The sequence below is a fragment of the Pseudoalteromonas sp. L23 genome (genome assembly GCF_021728455.1).
Classification (GTDB): Bacteria; Pseudomonadota; Gammaproteobacteria; order Enterobacterales; family Alteromonadaceae; genus Pseudoalteromonas.
This window is the reverse complement of record NZ_JAKKCW010000004.1, coordinates 170,694-192,914: the sequence shown is the minus strand read 5'-3', so window position 1 is coordinate 192,914 and position 22,221 is coordinate 170,694. Positions and strand designations below refer to the sequence as shown.

The 22,221-nt window shown below is 44.9% G+C and carries 21 protein-coding genes; 12 read left to right on the top strand and 9 right to left on the bottom strand.

What is annotated here, in order from left to right; all coding sequences use genetic code 11:
- Nucleotides 1-6: 6 nt before the first annotated feature.
- The 6 genes from phnX (at nt 7) to L3V43_RS09560 (ending at nt 4,442) form a co-directional block, all read left to right on the top strand.
- On the top strand, nt 7-816 hold the full coding sequence (gene phnX / locus L3V43_RS09585; RefSeq protein WP_237116455.1) for a phosphonoacetaldehyde hydrolase: 810 nt from the start codon (nt 7-9) through the stop codon (nt 814-816).
- Nucleotides 816-2,234, top strand: coding sequence for an FAD-dependent oxidoreductase (locus tag L3V43_RS09580; RefSeq protein ID WP_237116454.1), 1,419 nt, complete (start codon nt 816-818; stop codon nt 2,232-2,234). Before phnX ends, L3V43_RS09580 begins: the two co-directional genes overlap by 1 nt.
- The gene (locus tag L3V43_RS09575; RefSeq protein WP_211867698.1) at nt 2,231-2,779 is read left to right on the top strand and encodes an HD domain-containing protein; all 549 of its coding nucleotides are present in this window, start codon (nt 2,231-2,233) and stop codon (nt 2,777-2,779) included. Before L3V43_RS09580 ends, L3V43_RS09575 begins: the two co-directional genes overlap by 4 nt.
- 80 nt (nt 2,780-2,859) lie before the next feature.
- Nucleotides 2,860-3,552, top strand: coding sequence for a UTRA domain-containing protein (locus L3V43_RS09570; RefSeq protein ID WP_088531664.1), 693 nt, complete (start codon nt 2,860-2,862; stop codon nt 3,550-3,552).
- 127 nt (nt 3,553-3,679) lie between these two features.
- Nucleotides 3,680-4,048 carry a hypothetical protein gene (locus L3V43_RS09565; RefSeq protein WP_237116452.1) on the top strand — a complete coding sequence of 123 codons (369 nt, stop codon included), beginning with the start codon at nt 3,680-3,682 and terminating at the stop codon, nt 4,046-4,048.
- Nucleotides 4,049-4,169: 121 nt separating this feature from the next.
- Nucleotides 4,170-4,442, top strand: a complete 273-nt coding sequence (locus tag L3V43_RS09560; protein ID WP_237116451.1) for a hypothetical protein — start codon at nt 4,170-4,172, stop codon at nt 4,440-4,442.
- A 165-nt stretch (nt 4,443-4,607) separates the two neighbouring features.
- Here L3V43_RS09560 and phnW read toward each other — a convergent pair whose 3' ends face one another.
- The 3 genes from phnW to L3V43_RS09545 form a co-directional block, all read right to left on the bottom strand.
- Nucleotides 4,608-5,714 carry a 2-aminoethylphosphonate--pyruvate transaminase gene (gene phnW, locus L3V43_RS09555; RefSeq protein WP_237116450.1) on the bottom strand — a complete coding sequence of 369 codons (1,107 nt, stop codon included), beginning with the start codon at nt 5,712-5,714 and terminating at the stop codon, nt 4,608-4,610.
- A 165-nt stretch (nt 5,715-5,879) separates the two neighbouring features.
- Nucleotides 5,880-6,893 carry a UDP-glucose 4-epimerase GalE gene (gene galE / locus L3V43_RS09550; protein WP_237116449.1) on the bottom strand — a complete coding sequence of 338 codons (1,014 nt, stop codon included), beginning with the start codon at nt 6,891-6,893 and terminating at the stop codon, nt 5,880-5,882.
- 60 nt (nt 6,894-6,953) lie between these two features.
- On the bottom strand, nt 6,954-7,838 hold the full coding sequence (locus tag L3V43_RS09545; protein WP_174170452.1) for a hypothetical protein: 885 nt from the start codon (nt 7,836-7,838) through the stop codon (nt 6,954-6,956).
- 135 nt (nt 7,839-7,973) lie between these two features.
- Here L3V43_RS09545 and L3V43_RS09540 point away from each other — a divergent pair, with 135 nt between their 5' ends.
- From L3V43_RS09540 to yjjG, 3 genes are all read left to right on the top strand, one after another.
- Nucleotides 7,974-8,873: a phosphoribulokinase gene (locus tag L3V43_RS09540; protein WP_010368692.1), complete on the top strand. Its 900-nt coding sequence runs from the start codon at nt 7,974-7,976 to the stop codon at nt 8,871-8,873.
- Between the two features lie 97 nt (nt 8,874-8,970).
- Complete coding sequence (gene yjjX, locus L3V43_RS09535; RefSeq protein ID WP_010605825.1) at nt 8,971-9,504, top strand: inosine/xanthosine triphosphatase; 534 nt, start codon at nt 8,971-8,973, stop codon at nt 9,502-9,504.
- Nucleotides 9,504-10,181: a pyrimidine 5'-nucleotidase gene (gene yjjG / locus L3V43_RS09530; RefSeq protein ID WP_206471833.1), complete on the top strand. Its 678-nt coding sequence runs from the start codon at nt 9,504-9,506 to the stop codon at nt 10,179-10,181. The genes yjjX and yjjG overlap by 1 nt, the downstream gene beginning before the upstream one ends.
- Before the next feature lie 719 nt (nt 10,182-10,900).
- Here yjjG and rlmB read toward each other — a convergent pair.
- The 5 genes from rlmB to L3V43_RS09505 form a co-directional block, all read right to left on the bottom strand.
- On the bottom strand, nt 10,901-11,641 hold the full coding sequence (gene rlmB, locus L3V43_RS09525; protein WP_102056057.1) for a 23S rRNA (guanosine(2251)-2'-O)-methyltransferase RlmB: 741 nt from the start codon (nt 11,639-11,641) through the stop codon (nt 10,901-10,903).
- A gap of 22 nt (nt 11,642-11,663) precedes the next feature.
- Nucleotides 11,664-14,153, bottom strand: coding sequence for a ribonuclease R (rnr, locus tag L3V43_RS09520; RefSeq protein ID WP_237116448.1), 2,490 nt, complete (start codon nt 14,151-14,153; stop codon nt 11,664-11,666).
- A gap of 79 nt (nt 14,154-14,232) precedes the next feature.
- On the bottom strand, nt 14,233-16,422 hold the full coding sequence (locus tag L3V43_RS09515) for an ATP-binding protein (protein WP_237116447.1): 2,190 nt from the start codon (nt 16,420-16,422) through the stop codon (nt 14,233-14,235).
- A 103-nt stretch (nt 16,423-16,525) separates the two neighbouring features.
- Nucleotides 16,526-17,128, bottom strand: coding sequence for a response regulator transcription factor (locus L3V43_RS09510; protein WP_010605828.1), 603 nt, complete (start codon nt 17,126-17,128; stop codon nt 16,526-16,528).
- Nucleotides 17,125-18,105 (bottom strand): sensor histidine kinase, encoded by a 981-nt coding sequence (locus L3V43_RS09505; RefSeq protein WP_237116446.1) that lies wholly within the window; start codon nt 18,103-18,105, stop codon nt 17,125-17,127. The genes L3V43_RS09510 and L3V43_RS09505 overlap by 4 nt, the downstream gene beginning before the upstream one ends.
- 246 nt (nt 18,106-18,351) lie before the next feature.
- Here L3V43_RS09505 and L3V43_RS09500 point away from each other — a divergent pair, with 246 nt between their 5' ends.
- The 3 genes from L3V43_RS09500 to L3V43_RS09490 all read left to right on the top strand — a co-directional run bounded on the left by L3V43_RS09500 (nt 18,352) and on the right by L3V43_RS09490 (nt 21,242).
- Complete coding sequence (locus tag L3V43_RS09500; RefSeq protein WP_237116445.1) at nt 18,352-19,215, top strand: DMT family transporter; 864 nt, start codon at nt 18,352-18,354, stop codon at nt 19,213-19,215.
- The gene (locus L3V43_RS09495; protein ID WP_102056053.1) at nt 19,212-19,934 is read left to right on the top strand and encodes a glycerophosphodiester phosphodiesterase family protein; all 723 of its coding nucleotides are present in this window, start codon (nt 19,212-19,214) and stop codon (nt 19,932-19,934) included. Before L3V43_RS09500 ends, L3V43_RS09495 begins: the two co-directional genes overlap by 4 nt.
- A gap of 93 nt (nt 19,935-20,027) precedes the next feature.
- A complete protein-coding gene (locus L3V43_RS09490; protein WP_102056052.1) occupies nt 20,028-21,242 on the top strand; it encodes a methyl-accepting chemotaxis protein in 1,215 nt (404 codons plus the stop codon).
- On the opposite strand, the gene epmA is transcribed toward L3V43_RS09490, so the two are convergent.
- On the bottom strand, nt 21,239-22,213 hold the full coding sequence (epmA, locus tag L3V43_RS09485) for an elongation factor P--(R)-beta-lysine ligase (RefSeq protein ID WP_102056051.1): 975 nt from the start codon (nt 22,211-22,213) through the stop codon (nt 21,239-21,241). The genes L3V43_RS09490 and epmA overlap by 4 nt on opposite strands.
- Nucleotides 22,214-22,221: the final 8 nt, after the last annotated feature.

The following is a 22,221-nucleotide window of genomic DNA, read 5'->3' as shown; positions in this document are numbered from 1 at the left end:
TGCAACATGAAACACATTGAAGCGTTAATTTTGGATTGGGCAGGTACTGTGGTCGACTATGGTTCGATTGCCCCTACCAGTATTTTTGTTGAAGCATTTAAGCAAGCGTATCAATTTGATATTTCCTTAGCTGAAGCGCGCGGTCCGATGGGAATGGGCAAGTGGGATCACATTAATACCTTGCTACAAATGGAGAGTGTCCGCACCCGCTGGATAACGCAATTTGGTCAGGCACCGAGTAGGGCAGATGTTGACCATATTTATCAAACCTTTATGCCGCTCCAACAAGCAAAAGTCGCCGACCGAGCTGCCCCCATTCCGGGCGTGCTTGCGGTGATCAAACGATTACAACAACAAGGCGTTAAGATTGGCAGTTGTTCTGGGTATCCCAAGCCTGTGATGGACGTACTAGTGCCTGCCGCTGCCGACTATGGTTATCAGCCAGATTGTGTGGTTGCCAGTGATGAATGTGCAGCAGGCTCTCGCCCAGGTCCCTGGATGGCGTTAGAAAACGTGCAAAGACTTGGGATTAATCGCGTATCAGGATGCGTAAAAGTCGATGATTCCGCGCCGGGAATAAGCGAAGGGTTAAATGCTGGTATGTGGACCGTAGGACTTGCGTTAACGGGTAATGCGGTGGGGCTTAGCGAAGAAGAATGGACGGCGCTTGGTCACGAAGAGCAAAGTGCACATTCCCTTAATGCTTATCAGCAGCTTGGCGAAGCCGGTGCGCATTATGTGATTGATTCACTAGCCGACATCGAAATGGTTTTGGTGGATATTTCTGCTCGTATCGCCCGTGGAGAGCGCCCGTAATGCGTTTTCAGCCTTTTTGGTTTGATGAAGCAATCGCTCAAGCCGATATTGAAGCCGCAGCAAGCGCGCCGTCTCATGGCGCGTTAGATACCCAAGTTTGTATCATAGGTGGCGGCTTTACTGGCCTTTGGACAGCCATAACGCTGAAAAAGCAAAAACCTGAGCTAAATATCGCCATCATTGAAAAGGACCTCTGTGGACAAGGTGCTTCGGGTCGTAATGGCGGAGCTATGCTGACATGGTCGACTAAGTTTGCCAGCTTAATTAAAGAGTTTGGCTTAGAACAAGCCTGCTTTTTAGTGCGCCAGTCTGAGCAGGCCGTTCATGATATTAAAGCCTTTACCAGTAAATACGGGATTGAATGTGATTGCCGCGTTGATGGTACTTACTATACGGCTTCTAATCACAGCCAGCGTAATGCCTTTGGCCCCATTACCACCCTACTCGAGCAACACCAGCTTAATGCGTGGCAAACACTGGATAAATCGCAGTTGCAAGCAACGGGCTCTAATGCCAACCTTGCTGGAATTTACTCCCCCCATGCCGGTAGTGTTCAACCCGCCAAGCTTGTGCGTGGACTGATGAAGGTGGCAAAAAAACTTGGGGTCAAAGTATTTGAACACACCCGCTACCTAAAGCACCAAGGCCAAGACACGCTAACCATTACCACAGACAAAGGCGAGATCAGAGCCAATCAGCTGGTATTTGCCGTTAACGCTTGGTTGCCAAGCTTATTGCCGCAGTTTTCTCGCAGTGTGGTGTTGGTTTCAAGCGATATGGCGATCACCTCCCCAGCGCCTGAAAAGCTTGCGGCAATGGGGTTGAACCACGGCGCTCCGGTGATTGATGCACGCATTTTTGTGAATTACTACCGCACCACCTCAAGCGGTCGATTAATGCTTGGCAAAGGCGGGAATTATTTTAGTTTCAATAACCAAGTGAGAGACTCCTTTCACCGCGCCAGCCGTTATCAAGCCATTCTTGAACGCTCATTTAGCCATTTCTTTGAGCATCACCAGCTCGAGATAGACAGAACTTGGACCGGCCCCTCAGACCGAAGTGTCTCTGGCATGCCTTTCTTTGGTCATTTAAATGGTCAAGCTAATGTGTTTTATGGCAGCGGTTACTCAGGCAACGGCGTGGTGCAATCCTATTTAGGTGGACAAATCTTAGCGAGTCTACTGCTTAATCAACATAACGACTGGCGTCACTGCGCCTTGGTCAACCAAACGCTTAAACAGTTTCCCGTCGAGCCATTTCGCACCGCGGGGGCCTTAATGGTGAGAAATGCCATTCGCCGTAAAGAAAGCGCTGAGGATAACAACACGCCACCGCATAAACTCGATGTTTGGCTAAGCAAGCTTAGTGGCAGCGCAGCAAAATTAGATCCGAACGTGAAGCAGGAGTATATAAAGTGAATGCCATTGCACAAATAAAACAGCTATTCGAGCAATATGGTCACGCCACCTATGACGAGGCATGCAGCCAAATTTATCATGCCGAGCAATGCGCCACCCTCGCGAAAGAAAATGGTTATGATCAAGCGACTCAAATCGCTGCATTTTTACATGATATTGGCCATTTTGTTGCTCAATCTCAGAATAACCCGGACTTTACCCCACAAGGATATAGCAATCATGGCGATTTAGGGGCAGATCATTTAACTCAGCTTGGCTTTGATCGCGCGGTGACAATGCTAGTGCGCAAACACGTAGATGCGAAACGCTATCTGGTGAGTATGGATGAGAAGTATTACCAAACCCTCTCTCCAGCCAGCCAATTAACACTAACAAGACAAGGCGGAAAGATGAGCAGCGAAGAACTTGCAGCATTCTCCAAGCTGCCTGAATTGGACGCCATTATCGCGCTGCGTCGTTTTGATGATTTAGGGAAAGATCCGAGCTTAGCCGTTTTGCCTAGTAGTTATTGGTTTAGCCAAATAGAAGCCTATTTGGCGAGTTAGATCAATCTGAGTTTACAAGTCTATTTATCCTGTCATAAAACGATAGTAAGCTTGTCACAAAAGGTTTTATCGACTCAATTATGCTGCTTTATCAACGTATTCGAAACCATATCCAAGCGCTGCTCGCCGCTGGCAGCATGACGCCCGGTGCCAAGTTGCCTTCAGAGCGCGCGCTGCAAGAAACATTTAGTTCAACACGGATCACCGTCCGTGAAGCCCTAGCACGACTAGAAGCCGAAGGACTTATCTTTAGCCAAAAGCGTCGCGGCTGGTTTGTCACCCCCGAAAAACTCAAATGGCATCCAGCTAAAAAAGTGAACTTTAACCACCTTGCCATTGAACAAGGCTTTACACCAACAACTCAAGTAGTGGCAATTAATGCCCCTTCCACAGAGCCTGAGTTTAGCCACTCTCATTTTAACGGCCAGCCTGTATATGAATTAACTCGAGTACGCGCGTTAGATGGTCGCGCAATAATGATGGAACAGATCTATTGTGCAGCCGAACGTTTTGCCGACTTGCACAACCAACCGCTGGATGGCTCAATCACAGAAGTGATGTCGACCCATTACCAAGTTGACGTCAGCTTTGAACAGTGTGTAATAAGCGTCACCGTACTACCCGATGACGTTGCCGACAAATTAGAAAAGAACAGCGGCGCACCTTGCTTAAAGGTACTGCGCGCCCGCTATGACGCCGAGCAAGCACTGGTGGATTACAATATTGAATATTGGCTCCATGACGCCATAGAAATGATTGTTGAAGGCGTGTAACCCCCGTCCCCGTAGGTCGTGCTTTAGCACGACAACCTTTCCTATCACCTGCGGTTGTCCTATTTTAGAAATAGCGCTAAGTTTAAATTTGGTACTCCCACATTTGACAACTGCAAGGAACATCAAGATGGCTAATTTTAATGAGCGACTTAATGGCCTAGATCTGAGCCAGATAACACATAGACTCAAAATCGCAACAGGTATGACAGAAGCTGATTGTTTACAAGCAGAAGTGCTGTACAGGCAATTTCTTGTGTTAAAGTCAAAATATCCAGATACGCCAATCACACCGCCGCAACTTGCCGATGAGGTATGGCATGAGCATATCACCGATACACTCGCGTATCACAATGACTGTGAAAACCTCTTTGGCGCATTTTTACACCATATCCCAGACGAAGATAATCAAGAAACATGGCAAAAGGCTGTGTATTTATATCAGTTAGAGTTTGGTCTAGATGTGAGTGGCTTACAGGCTGCTGGATGTAGAGTATAAGTAAGCAAGCAAAAAGCAACGTGTTGCAGCTAATTTAATTTTTTATCGTGCTCTGGCAGTTGAATAGTTGCTTTAGTATTTTATTATCAAATAAGCGTATTGAAATACGAGAGAAATAACTATGGAGTCTGTAAACCCGTGGATACCAGCATTGATAATAATATTTGCCAACTTATACGGTGGAGAACATAAGAGTGAGCGATATGCTATTGTAACTGCTATTTTTGGTTGGCTATCCGTTGTTTGTATTGTTTTCTGGATGGGGTTAGGGTGGTTTTATAGCTCCGTAGCCAACTACTTTCTGCAAGTGGGTATCTTTAGTATGGTGACGGCACTTTCAAGAGATTATGAAAGACTGCTTAAACTACTTTTCGATAAAAAAAATAATCATTGAAATAACTCCATATGAACTTTCTAAAGCAAAAATAAGCTCTATTTCAGAGCTTATTTTTGCTTAAGTATGGTATTTTATTCTTTCTGCGTCGATTTTGTATGGCAAAACCGACGCACGACCTGTGCTTCACCCATCGCCGCGTAAAGCGGCTCCTACTCTAACGGTTTACCAGTATTTTGCTTGTGCGATAGCTTTAAGTAGTCCGCTAATATCTGCGGCATACACTTCGCCAATATTACCGATCCTAAAGCAATCTGCATTTGATACTTTGCCGGGGTAAATCACATATCCTTTTTGCTTCAATGCTTCATAAAAGCGCTTAAACTCATAGCTTTCGTCACTTGGTGAATAAAAAGAAGTGATAATAGGTGAATGCATTACTTCTGGTAACAAGGCTTCAAAACCAAGGGCTTTCATGCCGCTAACGAGCTGTTTTTGATTTTCGCTGTAACGCTTAAATCGCGCAGAAGCGCCCCCCTCTTGCGCCAATTCTTCCAGTGCTTTGGCAAAAGCCCTGACAACATGCGTTGGCGAGGTAAAACGCCATTTACCGTGATGGTTTTCCATGGTTTTCCACTGGGCGTGAAGATCCAGCGAGAGTGAGCGTGCTTGTCCTTCAGAGGCAACCAAGAGCGCTGTTTTTGTAATCACAAAGCCAAAACCTGGAACACCTTGAATACACTTATTTGCTGAGCTAATGAGGATATCAATTTGCCACTCGTGCATATCCATCTCAATGCCGCCAAAACTGCTCATGGCATCAAGGATCATTACTTTGTTGTGATGTTTCGCAAGCTCCGCTACGCGTTTTGCCGGATTCAGCATCCCCGTAGTAGTTTCGCAGTGTACCATTGCTACGTGGGTGATCTCAGGGTGTTGCTCAAGCGTTTGTGAGATCTGCTCAAGTTGCGGCAATTCGGTTTCAACAAAGTTGAGCGCTATCACATTAATATTTAGATAATTGGCTATCTCAATAATACGCGCACCATAGGCACCATTATTGATAACCAGTAAAGTGCCAGACTTAGGAATAAAAGTCCCAATAGCCGCCTCTACACTTGCTGTACCACTGCCCTGCATTAAGGTTGCACTGTAGTCACTGCGATACTGCGGATCTGCAACCGCAATTTCACAAAGCTGATTGCGAATAACTTGCACCACACCTTGGTTATATTCATCATCCCAAGTGCACCAGTCTTTCAACATGGCTTCTTTCACGGTGTGAGAGGTACTAAGTGGGCCTGGCGTCAGGAGTAAATAATCGTTGTTCATAACTTGCCTCTAAACTGGTCTATACCAGATTATTTAACCGAGTTTAGGTGACAACGGCATGACAGTTTTATGAAACTAAAATTGATGTGGTAATGATGTTCAATGAAGCCTCGCCTTTACCCTGATTGGCAAAGGCGAAGAGAAGCAACAGATGTTCAGGTTATTTTATTTATAACCATTTGGATTATTGCTTTGCCAGCGCCATGTATCTTGCATCATAGCATCCAGACCACGCTCTGCATGCCAGCCTAATTCGGATTTGGCTTTTTCAGGCGCAGCGTAACAAGCGGCAATGTCGCCATCGCGACGCGGTTTAATGTCATAGGGTATAGCTTTGCCCGCTGCCTTTTCAAACGCGGTAACCATCTCTAGTACCGAGTAGCCATTGCCGGTACCTAAGTTATAGATATGTGTGCCTGCTGCTACTGCGATTTTCTCAAGTGCTTTTAAATGGCCAATAGCAAGGTCAACCACGTGAATGTAATCTCTCACGCCCGTGCCGTCTTTGGTGTCATAGTCGTTACCAAAGACGCCTAAACTCGCCAGTTTACCAACAGCAACCTGTGAGATGTAGGGCAGTAAGTTATTGGGAATACCATTTGGGTCTTCACCAATTAGCCCCGACTCGTGTGCGCCAACCGGATTAAAGTAACGCAAAATAGCAAAGGCCCAACGCGGGTCTGATTTAGCAACATCCTGCAGCACCATTTCAACCATCAGCTTTGACGTACCATAAGGATTGGTTGTGCCACCAACAGGGAAATCTTCACGAATAGGAAGGCTGGCAGGATCTCCATAGACCGTCGCTGACGAGCTAAAAACTAGCTTAAATACATTGGCGTCACGCATCGCATCAAGCAGCGTCAACGTACCCTGAACGTTGTTTTGATAATACTCGATTGGCTTTTGAACCGACTCTCCTACGGCTTTTAAGCCTGCAAAGTGGATCACTTCTTCAATATCATATTGCGCGAATACACTATCAAGAAATGCCTTATCAAGAATATCACCCTGATGGAATATAGCTTCCTTTCCTACTATCTCAGCGACTCTATGTAATGAAGTCTGCTGAGAGTTGCTTAGATTATCTACGACCACTACCTTTTTGCCTTGCTGTAGCAGCTCTAATACAGTGTGAGAGCCAATATAGCCTGCACCACCAGTTACAAGAATCGTCATATCTCTTCCTATGGTTGTTGTCTACGCATCGCATCGAGCATTCTACTCAATTTGTTATTGTCAGTCTTGGCGGTAGCATACAAATGCCAGCTTGTTATCAAAAAAGCTCAAGCGAGAAATTGAAGTCTGACAGTAACTTCTTAAGTTTCTTAATAAGTGGACTTTTTTAGGCGCATTTAAATCCCGATAATAAATTTTATTATCTAGTGCATATGCCACTTTATTATCATCCAACCAGGTATAATCTTGCACTTGACTGGGAAGAGCAAAAAATCGCTGAATATGATCGCTCTCTCTGTGGTAAGTTGCGAACCACATTAAGCCATTGACTTGATATGTAAAAGCAAACACATCACGCGCACGGTTGTAAGACAAAGTTCGGCCAATATCTTCGGCAAGAATTTGTGGTAAATGACCATTAATATCTGTGTACTGTAAGGTATGCGGAGCACTCTCAGTCGCACCTAAAATAAACATAATCAGATCTTGGTTGCTCCCCCAAGCATGATACCCCACAGGTTCAATATGCTCAAAAACACGACTTGGTTTTGTAGCCTGATCAAACGGATAAAACCACAGTTTTTGCTTACCGGATCCCTCAACCACAATCGTCGTTAACCCTTTCCCATTCGGATGCAGTGTGGGTGAATACTCGGAGACAGGGGATTGCGTGAGGTTGGTTGTGTTTTGGCTTTGAAAGTCGTAAAAAAACAGATCCGTTTGGCTATTGCCATCAGCGCTTACTTCCGCGGTATAGTAAACCCCAGAATCAGTCACTAGCGGTTGATTAAAATATGCGGTGTTTTCGGTAATTGGTTTAGCACTGAAATGTTCACCTAATTCAGCTAGCCAAATTTGGCTTTTGGGCATGGCTGAATAAGCTGGTAAACAAGACGCGAAAGCGAATAGACAAACTGCGAGCTTCACACGCATTGAAATAGGCATGGACGTTCCTTTGATTTTTCATTGTAGTTATATCACCCCGCTATGATACCCAACACTCGCCCTCAAGCAAAGCTTGCCAAAAACTTTGCTTCGCGTAACATCGAATTAACGGATGATGAAAGCTAAGGCAGATTTATGTCAGACAAACACCCTATTATCGCCATTACTGGTAGTTCAGGCGCAGGCACTACAACAACGACAAGCGCGATAAAACATATATTCCGCAGTCTTAATACCAAAGCCGCCTATGTCGAAGGCGATAGCTTTCATCGCTACACTCGCCCTGAAATGGATAAATTGCGTCGCGAAGCGCTGCAAGAAGGTAAGCACATTAGCTACTTTGGTGAAGAAGCCAATGACTTCGGCGCATTAGAAAGTCTGTTCAAAAGCTATGGCGAAACCGGCAACGGCAAAGTCCGTCGCTACCTTCATACGTTTGACGATGCCGTGCCATTTAATCAGCTACCGGGCACTTTTACTCCTTATCAAGAACTGGAACAAAACACCGATATGCTGTTTTATGAGGGGCTGCACGGTGGTGTCGTGACCCCCGAATATGATGTGGCCAGCAACGTTGATCTATTGATTGGCATGGTGCCTATCATCAACCTTGAGTGGATCCAAAAGCTCATTCGCGATACCAATGAGCGCGGCCACTCCAAAGAAGCAGTTATGACGTCAATTGTGCGCTCAATGGATGACTACATTAATCACATCACTCCCCAGTTTTCTCGCACGCATATTAACTTTCAACGCGTGCCCACCGTGGATACCTCTAACCCATTCAGTGCTAAAGACATACCCTCATTAGACGAAAGCTTTGTGGTTATTCGCTTTCGTGGCATCGAAGATGTTAATTTCCCTTACTACTTACAAATGATCGAAGGCAGCTTTATGTCTCGTGTAAACACGTTAGTTGTGCCGGGCGGGAAAATGGGGCTGGCAATGGAGTTAGTACTGACTCCACTTATCAAAGAATTATTAGTGAAGAAACGTGCCCTTGAGAATATGGCGCCAGTCGATTTACCGATTTAACCCAGCTTATGTTTTGATTAGGAATAATAGCTTCCTTGCATCGCTCCATATCACACTTTACACTGACGCCTTTTAGAGCATCACGAGTAGTTGTTATATGGACGTGCTTACCATTTTAGTGGGGTCTAAAAACCCAGTAAAAATCAATGCTGCAAAAACCATCTTTGCGCAGTACTTTCCCAATGCAAAAATTGACTGTCAGGGTATCTCAGCGCCGAGTCTCGTTGCGGATCAGCCTTTAGGTGAACAAGCCACCCGCGAAGGCGCAGAGAATCGTGTTACTTACTTACAGCAACATCATCAAGCCGATTTTTATTGTGCCATGGAAGGAGGCGCTGCCAAATTTGAATACGGTGCAGCTACTTTCGCTTATGTCGTCATTGCGGATAACCGTCGTACGAGTGTCGGCCGTAGTTGTAATTTGCCGCTACCGGCATCGGTCTACGCGCGTCTTGAACAAGGTGAAGAGCTAGGACATGTAATGGACGACTTGTTCAATACCACTAATATCAAGCAACAAGGCGGTGCTATCGGTTTACTAACCAACCATCTTGCCACCAGAGAGAGTAGCTACACGCAAGCCTTATTACTCGCAATGGCACCCTTTAATCACCCCGAGATGTATTTATAATGCCGAACTATACACATATTTTATTTGATGCTGACGAAACCTTATTTAGCTTTAATGCCAAATTTGGATTACAAACGCTGTTTACTCAATATGACGTTGTGTTCACTGACGAGGACTACGAAGAATATAACAGCTTAAATGCGCCACTTTGGGTGCAGTATCAAAATGGTGAGATTGACGCAAAAACACTTCAGGTAACGCGCTTTAGTCGCTGGGCTGAAAAACTCGATATCGCGCCTGAAGTACTCAATGCGGGATTCTTGGCCGCGATGGCAGAAATTTGCCAACCGTTACCGGGAGCTAAAGCCTTGCTCGACAGCCTGAAAGGCCAATGTACTTTGGCTATTATTACCAACGGATTTGCCGCGCTTCAGCAAAAGCGCTTAGAGCACACCGGCCTTGTAGATCGTTTTTCTGAAGTGGTGATCTCTGAGTTGGTAGGTAAAGCAAAACCAGATCCGAGTATTTTTGCGCATACGTTAGCGCTGTTGGGGAACCCCGACAAATCCAAAGTATTAATGGTTGGCGACACACCAGCGAGTGACATTTTAGGCGCAAACCGCTTTGGGATTGACAGCTGTTGGTTAAAGCATGATGGCAAAGTCTGCCCCGAGCATATCAAGCCAACCTATACCGTAGAGTCTCTTAAAGAGTTGCAAGCGATTTTAATGGGGTAATACCCTGTACAATTGTGCGGGAATAAGCTGACCTGTCGGGTTTTAAAGGCTCGCCGAATAAATCGGCTCCTACCAAAGGTAGACCTGAGTGGAAGCAAGTTTACCTTGCGGATCATTAAAAGCTCGCCGAGTAAATCGGCTCCTACCAAAGGGTAAATCTGAGTAGGAGCAAGTTTACCTTGCGAGCTCTTAAAACTTTTGAAGATGCGCCGAGAAAATCGGCTACTACCAAAAGTAGACCTGAGTAGGAGCAAGTTTACCTTGCGGATTATTAAAAGCTCGCCGAGTAAATCGGCTCCTACCAAAGGTAGAGCTGAGTAGGAGCAAGTTTACCTTGCGAGCTCTTAAAGCTTTTGAAGATGCGCCGAGAAAATCGGCTCCTACCAAAGGTAGACCTGAGTAGGAGCAAGTTTACCTTGCGAGCTCTTAAAGCTTTTGAAGATGCGCCGAGAAAATCGGCTCCTACCAAAAGTAGACCTGTGTAGGAGCAAGTTTACCTTGCGAGCTCTTAAAGCTTTTGAAGATGCGCCGAGAAAATCGGCTCCTACCAAAAGTAGACCTGAGTAGGAGCAAGTTTACCTTGCGAGCTCTTAAAGCTTTTGAAGATGCGCCGAGAAAATCGGCTCCTACCAAAGGTAGACCTGTGTAGGAGCAAGTTTACCTTGCGAGCTCTTAAAACTTTTGAAGATGCGCCGTGAAAGCCGGCGCTTATTAAGTGATTAAAGTGCTGAGCGCTGTCTTAACACTTCAAATAAACAAACACCGGTCGCAACCGATACATTTAAGCTAGACACGCTACCTACCATCGGGATCTTAACCAGCTCATCGCAATGCTCTCGAGTTAAACGGCGCATGCCATCGCCTTCGGCGCCCATTACAATGGCCATAGGCCCAGTCAGGTTTGCATCAAAAACAGCTGTATCGGTTTCACCTGCCGTACCCACAACCCACACACCGGCTTCTTTAATATCACGCAACGTGCGAGCAAGATTGGTTACTTGGATAAGCGGAACCGTTTCTGCAGCGCCACACGCTACTTTTCTTGCAGTGCCGTTTAGCTTTGCAGACTTATCCTTTGGTACGATAACACCATGTACACCTGCTGCATCAGCACTACGCAGACATGCACCTAAGTTATGAGGATCCGTTACCCCATCAAGCACCAAGAAAAATGGTGTGGTTTCTCTTTGAATGATCTCATCAAGATCTTTTTCATTGTATCCGCGCGCCGCTTTAACATTGGCAATAATGCCCTGATGTTGCTCACCATTCGCTTTGTTATCAAGCGCTTTACGCTGCATAAATTGCACTGAAATACCAAACTTACGGGCATCGTTTACGACTTGATTTAAACGCTGATCTTCACGTCCCTTTAGTGCATAAATTTCTAAAAAGCGCTCCGGCGCGTTATTCAAAATGGCTTCGATTGAATGAAAGCCAAAAATTAATTCGTTACTCACGTTAAAGCTCCCGCTTTATAATCTATTGCGCTTTTTTGCTACGATTTCTTTCGTTTTTACCCGGGCGTTTTGCTTTGCCCTTTGCCGCTTTGGCTTTTTTACTCGTCGATTTTTTCTTCGACTTCAGCGTGCCTGCCTTTTTCGCCTGTTTGAGCTCACCCTTAGGGGTCGTTCTTTTGCGCTTTTTGGCTTTGTCATCGCCTTTATTATCTTTGTCGCGACCAGACGTTTCACCGTCACGGCGCTTAGCTCCCGGGATTTTACCCGTTTTTAGCTGCTCACGAACACTACTTGCTGTGCTTTTTGGCGATTTTCGACGCCTTGCATACCTGTCTTGCTGACCTTCTTCAGCCAAAGCTAAGTTGATACGACGATCGTCCAAGCTAACTGAAGCAACCACAACAGTAAGTTTATCGCCGAGTCTAAACACTGTGCGACTATGCTCGCCAATCAAACATTGCTTTGCACCATCAAAATGAAAGTACTCATGCCCTAAATTGCTAACATGGATCATCCCGTCAATCTGTAGATCGTCCAACCTCACAAATAATCCAAAGTTGGTGACTGATGAGATCACACCGGTAAATTCATCGCCAACATGATCTTGCATAAATTCACATTTAAGCCAATCAGCAACTTCTCGAGTAGCGTCATCAGCGCGGCGCTCTGTCATCGAGCACTGCTCACCCAGTTGTTTCACTTCATCTTCATTGTAGATGTAAGCGCCACTCACGGGCTGTTGTTGCTGCTGTAAAATGCCTTTGATTGCGCGGTGTACCACCAGATCCGGATAACGGCGAATTGGTGAGGTAAAGTGTGCATAGGCTTTTAATGCCAAACCAAAGTGGCCAATATTTTCAGGCTGATATACTGCTTGCTTCATTGAGCGCAGTAACATGGTTTGGATCAATTCTTTTTCAGGGCGATCTCCCAATGACTCAAGCGCTTGGGTCAACTCCTCTGGCGACGGATCGTTAGGTAATTGACTTTCGATACCCAAGTCTTGCAAGAATTGTCTAAACTGGCTCAATCTTTCAGGGTCTGGCTCATCATGAACACGGTACAAGCTATGGGCTTCATGTTTTTCCAACAGCTTTGCTGCTGACACATTAGCCAAGATCATGCACTCTTCAATCAGCTTGTGGGCGTCGTTACGAACCACAGGCACGATAGAATCAATTTTTCGATGGGCATTAAATACAAAGCGCGTTTCTAGGGTTTCAAACTCAATCGCGCCACGCTCCTGCCTTGCAGCCTTCAGCGCCATATACATGTTATGGAGCTCAGTTAGATGAGGCACAAGAGGCTGATAATCCGCTCTGAGCTTTTCGTCACCTTGTAAAATCGCATGGACTTTGGTGTAAGTAAGGCGAGCGTGAGAGTTCATTACGGCTTCGTAAAAACGGTAGCCAGACAAACGACCCGCTTCGGACACGGTCATTTCCGCAACCATACATAAACGGTCTACCTTTGGATTCAATGAACATAAACCGTTCGATAGTACCTTAGGTAGCATTGGCACAACTTGCTCAGGAAAGTACACTGAGTTACCACGCTCAATCGCTTCTTTGTCAAGCGCAGTTCCTTTACCTACATAATGAGACACATCCGCAATAGCAACCCATAAACGCCAACCTCCTGACTTTTTACGCTCGCAATATACGGCGTCATCAAAGTCACGTGCGTCTTCACCGTCAATGGTCACTAACGGTAAGTCGCGCAGGTCAACTCGGCCCTGTTTAGCAGACTCTTCAACAAACTCACCAAGATTTGCAACTTGTGCTTCTACTTCACTTGGCCACTCATGAGGAATGTCATGATTGCGAAGTGCCACCTCAATTTCCATACCCGGTGCCATATGATCGCCGAGCACCTCAAGTACTTTACCCATTGCATTCATTTGTTTGCTAGGGCTTTGAGTGATCTCTACCTGCACCATTTGATTATGGCGAGCACCATTTTCTTGGCCAGGTACGATGATGATATCTTGAGTAATGCGAGGATCTTCTGGCACCACGACTGCCATGCCAAACTCAACAAAATAACGACCGACGACTGGCGCACGCTCTTTTTCAAGTACCCGCACAATGCGCGCTTCCACCTTACCACCTGAGCCTCGGCTGCCAGCCTTTGCTAACACCCAATCGCCATGTAGCACGCGCTCCATTTGATACTTAGTGATAAACCAATCTTTGGGTTCGTCTTCGACTTCTAAAAAGCCAAAGCCGTCACGGTGTCCAACAACGCGGCCTTTGACTAGACCATCATCACTTGGAATGGTGTAACACTTAAATTTATTGAAGTGCAGTTGACCGTCTCGCTCCATTGCGCGCAAGCGGCGTTTAAGCGCAATTTGACGTTCTTCGTCTTGCACTTTTAAATCGTTACACAATTGAGAGAAAGAAGGTGGTTTGGCCGCGCTTTTAATGTGTTCTAAGATAAATTCGCGACTAGGTACTGGATTGTCGTATTTTTGCTGTTCTCTATCGAGATAGGGATCCTGTTTTGGCATTACTGTCTTGTTAAATAAGCTATGCTGTTATTTTAACCCAAAATAGCCTAATGACCTAGGCCAAGATCGATGAATCTTTTTATGCAGATAGATTAACCACTGAATTTGATGTCGATTCCAACGTTGCAATTTGGGCGTGAAGCTCTAATAAACGCTCAACTGAGCGTCTAGCAACCATAGCAAGACCGTCCCAATCGACTTGCTCTTCAGAGTAACTCAGCTGTACTGTTGCTGCTTGAACAAGCTCTGCAAAATTCACCATGCCGAGCTCTAGAGCTTCATTTTCAATGTAGGCTAGTTTATCAATGGCTAAATCTGTTACATTTAACTCTGTGAGTCCTTTAATTTGCGCAATCTCATATTCAAACCTGTCTGCTAAATACATTAACTTCGTTGCCAACACGCCTGAACTTTCACGGTTTGCGAGATCCATAAATCTTGATTGATCAATCAAAGTCTTACATTCCAAGCGAGATGTTGTTTTTACAGTCGCACATTCCAGTGCCGCATATAAACGGCTTGGCATGATAGGCTTAGTTAAACAGTCCTGCATGCCAGCTCGGAGGCATTGTCTTTTCAATTCAGGATCGCCATCACCCGTTAACGCTATCACCTTAACGCTGGAGGTAAAGCCAATTTCGTTGAAGCCTTCTTTAAACCACTCAAGACCATTACCATCTGGCAGTCGCATGTCTAACAGAACAATATCGAAATTGTGTTCTAATAGTGCGACTTCCGCTTCAGCAAGGCACTTAGCAATAGAAAACTCGCTCACCATATCGTTTAAATAAGTGCTGATCACATCAATATTCATGAGGTTATCTTCAACAACAAGCACATTGAGTGCTAGCTTCTCTGTATTAAACTCTGTGCTCTGTAACGGTGAATCACTACACTGGCAATCTAACTCAAAGCTAAACACAGTGCCATTGCCAAGCTTGCTGTCGACGTTAAGCTCAGAGTCTAGCCCTTGCAGCAGTTGCTTGCATAACGCCAACCCAAATCCTGAACTTTGCGAGATGGATTGTTCAGTATTTAATGTGACAAAGGGCTCGAAGATCTTTTCCATTTGTACTTCAGTCAGTCCTTTGCCCGTATCCTTAATTGCAAAACGAATAGTTTGCTTATCCTCAGCGCGACTTGTGCCTTCAAGGATCAGCGTAATAATGCCTTTATCTGTGTACTTAATCGCGTTCGAAAGCAGATTTCTGAGTACCAAAGACAATGTATCTTGCTCGACGACATGAACGTCCTGTGGATACAGACCTTTAACCTCGACCCTCAAACTCAACCCTTTAGCCAATGCCAGCGGCTGTAAAAGGCGAACTAACTCTTGCGAAAGACTATAAAGCGAGACAGGCACGCGATTTTGCGCGGCATATTCCCCTTTCGCTTGCAATAATACTTGATTGGCTAAGTCTGACATCGACATCGCGGCGTGGACGATAACATCGCATAGTTGAGCATGGCGATTGGGCTCACGCGGCACTTTTTTAAGTGATTCTGCGTGACCAACAATAGCGTTTAGTGGTGTTCTCAGTTCATGACTTAATAACGTTAAAAACTGTCCTTTTACTTGCGCTGACTGCTCAGCAGCAGTTTTTAACAGGCATAGTTCTTTTTCACGACGACTGCTACATAACAGGCATAAAGAAAAACACAACAGCAGCGGCATCGTACTCACTGAAACTGCAAAAAACTGGTTAACCCAATTTGCCGAAACCAGGCTATCTGTCACCGAGTAGCCGCCAAGCATGACCACTCTAAAAGTAAACACGGCCAATAAGCTCAAGCACGATAGGCCAAACGCCCAATGTGCCACACTAAACTGTTGTGATAATAATTTATGGCCTTTATTTAACGCTCGCAGGCAGTAAATCATCGCCATCGCCCAGACTAGGTAGTTGATCCCGACACGAGCTATAAAATTAAAATCCACGTACAAAAAGTAAGTAAAACTTGGAATACCCAATGCGGCTAATACATACCAAGGCATGTAATTGCTTTTCACACTAAAAAACGCATCAACACCACGAGCCAGATAAAAAAGTCCAAATGCGATAGTAAGATTGGGAATAAAAATTGAGAACGTAATGGGAAGTGTATAGGCGGCCAACAGGCCACACCCAATTGCGGTAAGCGCAATGAAAACAAGCCAATCTCGAGTGCCTGGTAGGCCTTTATTAATAAACCAGTTTACGGCCATAAAAACTGTACAAACCACAGTCGTTATTGCGGTAACTTGAATAAGTAATTTAGGATCCATCATTACACTCAAAATTAATACATTATTATTACTTGGCGGATGGTGCAGTATATTACCGCACTGCATTATTTTGAAGTATTAACTGGATATATGCTATTACACCGAGTTACAGCCATCCTTTTTGCTTAGCAATTCTTGCTGCATCTACTCGATTTGTCGCATGTAATTTCGCGATAGCGTCGGATAAATAATTCCTTACCGTTCCCTCGCTCAAAAATAGCTGTCCTGCGATTTCAGCAGTTTTTAGTCCTTCACTGGCCAAACGCAACGCTTTTCGCTCCTTATCAGTAAGCGGGTCAGCATCCTCCAAAGCGTACAGAGCAAGCTCTGGGTCAATAACCTTATATCCGTTCATTACCTTTTTCAGCGTTGATAGCAAGTACTCACTTGGTGCTTCTTTTAATACAAAGCCATTTACCCCTAAAGTGATCGCGCGACGAATATAACCCGCCTTAGAAAAGGTCGTCATGATAACTACTTTTGTGTCTGGCATTTTTTGTTGTAAGTGCTGAGCAAGCTCAAGCCCAGTGACTTGTGGCATTTCAATATCCGTTAGCACGATATCAGGCGTTAACTTTGCTAACTTTTCCTTTGCAACTTGACCGTTTTCAGCCTCGCCAACCACCTCAATCTCTCTATCTAAGCTCAATAATGCCGCAATAGCTCCTCTTACTAATGCTTGATCTTCAACAATAAAAACTTTGATCATCCTGCTTCCCCTAGTACCGCCTTAAAGTATCCGCCCTGTTCGGTGTTATAAAATAATTGGCCACCACATTCTTTCAATCGGGTACGGATCCCCATTAAACCATTTCCTTCTTTTATGGACTTTATAGAGCCATTATCTTTAATTTCTACAAAGACATTATTGTCAGTTTGTCGTAGTGTGAAGCAAACCTTATCTGCGTCGCTGTGACGAATAATGTTGGTGCATATCTCTTTAGCAAAAAAGCACAAACAGGCTTCGCTTACTTTATCTAAAGTGACCGCCTGCAATTCTAGCGTTACGGCAATGCCCTTATCTTTTAGCCTCGATGCCAAAATGTGCAGCTGAGCATCAAGCGCTAGCTGATGGTAGCCGGTGACGGCTTGGCGCACTTCGCTTAGTGCTTCTCTCGCTAAGTCTGCAACCTGCTGCGCTTCTGATTGCGCTTGCTCTAATGCATTTGCAGCTGCAAATTTACTCGCCAGCTCTGCTTTTAATGCTATCGAGCTGAGTGAATGACCAAGTAAATCATGTAGGTCACGTGCAATACGCTCACGCTCAGCCACGGCGCCTAGCCGCTTAATCTCTTCTTCACTTTGCCTCTGCAACTCTTGATGTACTCGCTCTCGGTGTGACATCCAACCAAAAATAAAGAGTCCACATGCCACGCACAGTGCAGGCATCAAGAAATAAACCGTTTGCTGGGTCGCGATAAATTTAGCCGTTAGCAATACCAACGCTATGATGACCAGCATCGCAATGATTTTATAGCGAGGCAGAAAATTAAAACCGCAGAAAAAAGCAATAAAGCCAAATAACGAACTCGTCCCGGTCGTCACCCAACTACCTGCGACACAAAGCCCTGCCATCACTACTAAATTCATCACCAACGCATTGCCCGTTTTTGTAATACTCTGCCAATAGAGCAAGACAAAACTAAGGTACACAACAACTTGCAACGCAATATTAACTGCGCTCAATTGCGCCCAGCTAAATATTAACGGGAAAAAGTAAAAGGTTGAAAATATAAGGGGTCCGGCATTCCAAAATGAGCGCCGTTTCTCTACTAGGGTAAATTCTGTGGTAATGGACACAAGCTTCTCTGGTTCACTCTTTTTATTATTATTTACGTTTAAGCGCAGAATGTTGAGTGACAAGTGTCAACAATCTTGTCATCTCAAAGCGATTAAATGATAGACTGCTAAAAAACAGTTCTAATATTCGATATGCGCCCACAACAATCCGCTTTGCTCTCGCTTCATAGTGCCGTTTTATTATTTGGTGGAACAGCATTATTTTCAAAATTAATTTCACTCTCAGCATTGGATATCACCGTTTACCGTACCGCCGTTGCTTTCGTTGTGCTACTACTGTTACTCAAAATACAACGGCTGCCGATAAAATTAATACACAAAAAAGATTATCTAACGGCTTTAGTTCTCGGTGTCATCGTGGGACTTCATTGGGTGACTTACTTTGCAGGCATGCAAATGGCGGGAATTGCAGTTGGGATCATTGCCTTTTTCACCTACCCCGTTATCACCGTTTTTTTAGAGCCGCTCTTCACTCGCAACCGTGTACAGCTAAAAGATTTTATCAGTGCGAGCGCGGTGCTATTTGGTATCTATCTGTTAGTACCAGAAGCGAACCTTGGCAACCAAGTTACCTTAGGGATTATTACGGGCGTATTCTCGGGCGCACTCTTTGCGCTACGCAACTTGCTCCAAAAGCGCTTCTTTTCTCACTATAGCGGCCCACACACGATGCTTTATCAAACGCTTGTTGCATGCCTCATGCTGTTAGCATTTGTGGAAGTGCCAATTCAGCAAGTATCCACAGAAAATCTCTGGTTAATCTTGCTTGCAGGAGCAATATTTACGGCAATTCCACACGCCTTATTTGCCTCTAGCCTACGTTATTTATCTGCCACCACTGCAGGGTTAATTTCTTGTTTACAACCATTGTATGGAACGCTATTAGCTTATATTCTGTTACACGAGACGTTGACACTTACAACATTACTTGGCGGGTTGTTGGTAGTTAGTGCAGCCTGTTTTGAAACTTGGTCTATTACAAGGAAAAAAGCATGATTCAAGTCTTAGCGCACCGTGGAGCCAGTGGCAGCTATCCAGAAAATACACTTGCTGCAATAGAAGCAGCTCTCCATATTGGCGTTGATGGTATTGAGTTGGATGTGCAAAGTTGCGCGGATGATTACGCCATTATCCACGACACTTGGCTAGACAGGACCACCAATGGCGTGGGTAGAGTTAATGAACAAACTCAAGCCTACCTTGCCACGCTTGATGCCGGTAAAGGACAATCAATTCCAACCTTGCAGCAAGTGTTTGCCACCATCGGCAAACAGACAGATATCAATTTAGAACTGAAGCATACCTTTGGCCTAGATAAATTCGTTACCTATATTGAAGATCATATCCAGCAAGGCGTGATCACCAGAGAGCAGCTACTCATCTCCTCTTTTGACCATCATCAACTATTGTGGCTAAAGCAAAAATTACCTTGGGTAAGAATTGGCGCGTTAACCGCTTCGATCCCAATTCATTATGCGCAATTTGCCGAATCGCTCCATGCCTACAGCATTCATATGGACAAAAACTTTATTAATCATGAATATGTGTTGGACGCAAAATCTCGCGGATTAAAGGTATTTGCTTATACGGTCGATAAACAACAAGACATAGATATGATGCTAAATTTCGGGGTGGATGGTATTTTCACTAACTTTCCATGCCAAACCAAAATGTATTTACAGGGCATTGGCGCTTACGCCACCCCAATTGAGTAACTGCTTGATCGCTTTAGCATTGTTATTCCATTTAGCTCATCTATACTGAGACAAATAAAGTGGCACAATGATGAGCCCAATATGAGTTTATATATGCGCATTTATAATTTTTTAGAAGAGACGTTTTTCTTTACCCTAACACGCAAAATTATTGGCAATTTAGGTTTTTTACTTCTCTTTCAAGCAATTAGTTTATTTTGGCTGTATTCGGAGCTATCCCAATCTGGCGCGAATATGGGGCTGTTTTGGCTGATCACTATTGTGATTATTGCTGCGTTTGCATTTACCGTCTTTTATATGCGCTTTTTAATCGTGCGACCTGTACAAGCGATGAAAGAGTCACTGGAACGTGTTAACCGCCAAGACGGTAACCTAGATGCAAAGCTGCCACAATTCACTTATGACGAATTTAGAGATTTAAGCGAGCAGTACAACGCCTTTACCACCCACCTTAGTGTCCTTTTGGAAAGAACATATGAAAGTGCCGCTGCGGCAACACAAAGCAACCGCGATATCACCAATTCCATGCAAAGTACCGCAAAGTATGGACAGCAGCAGCTGAGCCAAGGTGACACAATTATTGCAGCTTCCGATCAGGTCAGCCACAGTTTACAAAGTATTGTGCACAATACCGATCAGGTTTATCAGGCCAATACCGAAAGCTTGCATTTTGTTCGCGGTTCATCACAGTCGTTAACTAAGCTTGTCGCTGAAGTAAAACAAATCACCACGCTACTAGGTAACTTTTCATCGACGGTTTCAGGCCTAAAAGAAAATAGTGAGAATATTCGCAACATTCTAAAAATGGTTGAAGAGTTTTCCGACCAAACCAACTTGCTTGCGCTCAATGCGGCAATTGAAGCAGCTCGAGCAGGTGAAGCCGGGCGTGGCTTTGCAGTGGTTGCCGATGAAGTTCGTGCGCTGTCGGTCAAGGTCAATGCGGCCACCCGCCAGATCAGCGATTTTATCAATCAAATGAACGTGCTTGTCGGTGAAACCAATCAAGAATCAGAGCAATTGATTTCTCATTCAAGCTCAGCAGAGAAAGCCATCAGTGATACCTCTCAAGGCTTTATTTCGATGAGTGATGACTTTGAACGCAATCAAGCACAATTAGAAGAAATCGTTAGTGCGGTACACCAACTTGAAGAAACACAAAAACATACCCATCAAGCAGTGCAACAAATTGTCGAACTGGGTCAGCAGTCTAAATCACAAATTGATGGCGCGTTAGCTGAATGCCAAAGTGCCCAAAAGCTCACAGAAACCACTCAAAAAGAGCTTACTCGTTTTGTTTCGCGGCGCTAAGCTCGCGAAACATCAAATGTGAGCACTTCGCTTATGCTAGCTTTGTTTAGCGCCAGCATGACTAGCCTATCTACTCCCAGTGCAACGCCAGCACAATCGGGGATGCCTGCGTCAAGTGCAGCCAATAACCGCTCATCGGCCGGCACAGGATGCAATCCCATCTCAGCTCTGAGTTGGTTATCTTGCTCAAAACGCGCTCTTTGCTCTACCGCATCCGTCAATTCATTAAATCCGTTAGCCAGTTCCATGTTGCGATAATAGAGCTCAAAACGCCCTGCAACGCGATTGTCTTTCGGGTTAAGTTTTGCCAGCGCCGCTTGCGATGCCGGAAAGTGATAAACAAAACAAGGTTTCTGCTGACCTATTTTAGGCTCAATTTCCATGCAAAATAGCAATTGCAGTAAAGTATCTGGATTGTTCTCGATAGCTGCAATATCACCATAACCATATTTGTTGGCGTGCGCTTTTAATTCCGTCAGCGACACGCTTAAGGGGTCAAATCCAAGGTATGTCTCAAAGGCTTGTTGGTAAGTCATCGAATCACTAGCAGGACAGTCCAATAACATCTGCATCAACTCATCGATTTCCGCCATTAAGTCAAATTCGTCAAAGCCCGGACGATACCACTCTAACATCGTAAATTCTGGATTGTGATGACGTCCTGACTCTTCATTACGAAAAGCCTTACATAATTGAAAAATCGCACCACTGCCGGCGGCAAGTAGTCTTTTCATCGCATACTCAGGTGACGTTTGTAAAAATAAAGGCAAACCTTGGCTGTGATTTGGGCCAACAAATCGAGTATGGAAAGTATCTAAGTGAGGATCGGTCACTGAGGCTTGAGAAAGGCTCGGTGTGTCGACTTCCATCACGTCACGAGCCGCAAAAAAGTGCCGTATCTTCGCTAAAATTGCAGCCCTTTGCCTAAGCGTGTCTATCGTTGCACTCGGCTGCCAATTGTTCACCGTCATTGTTTACT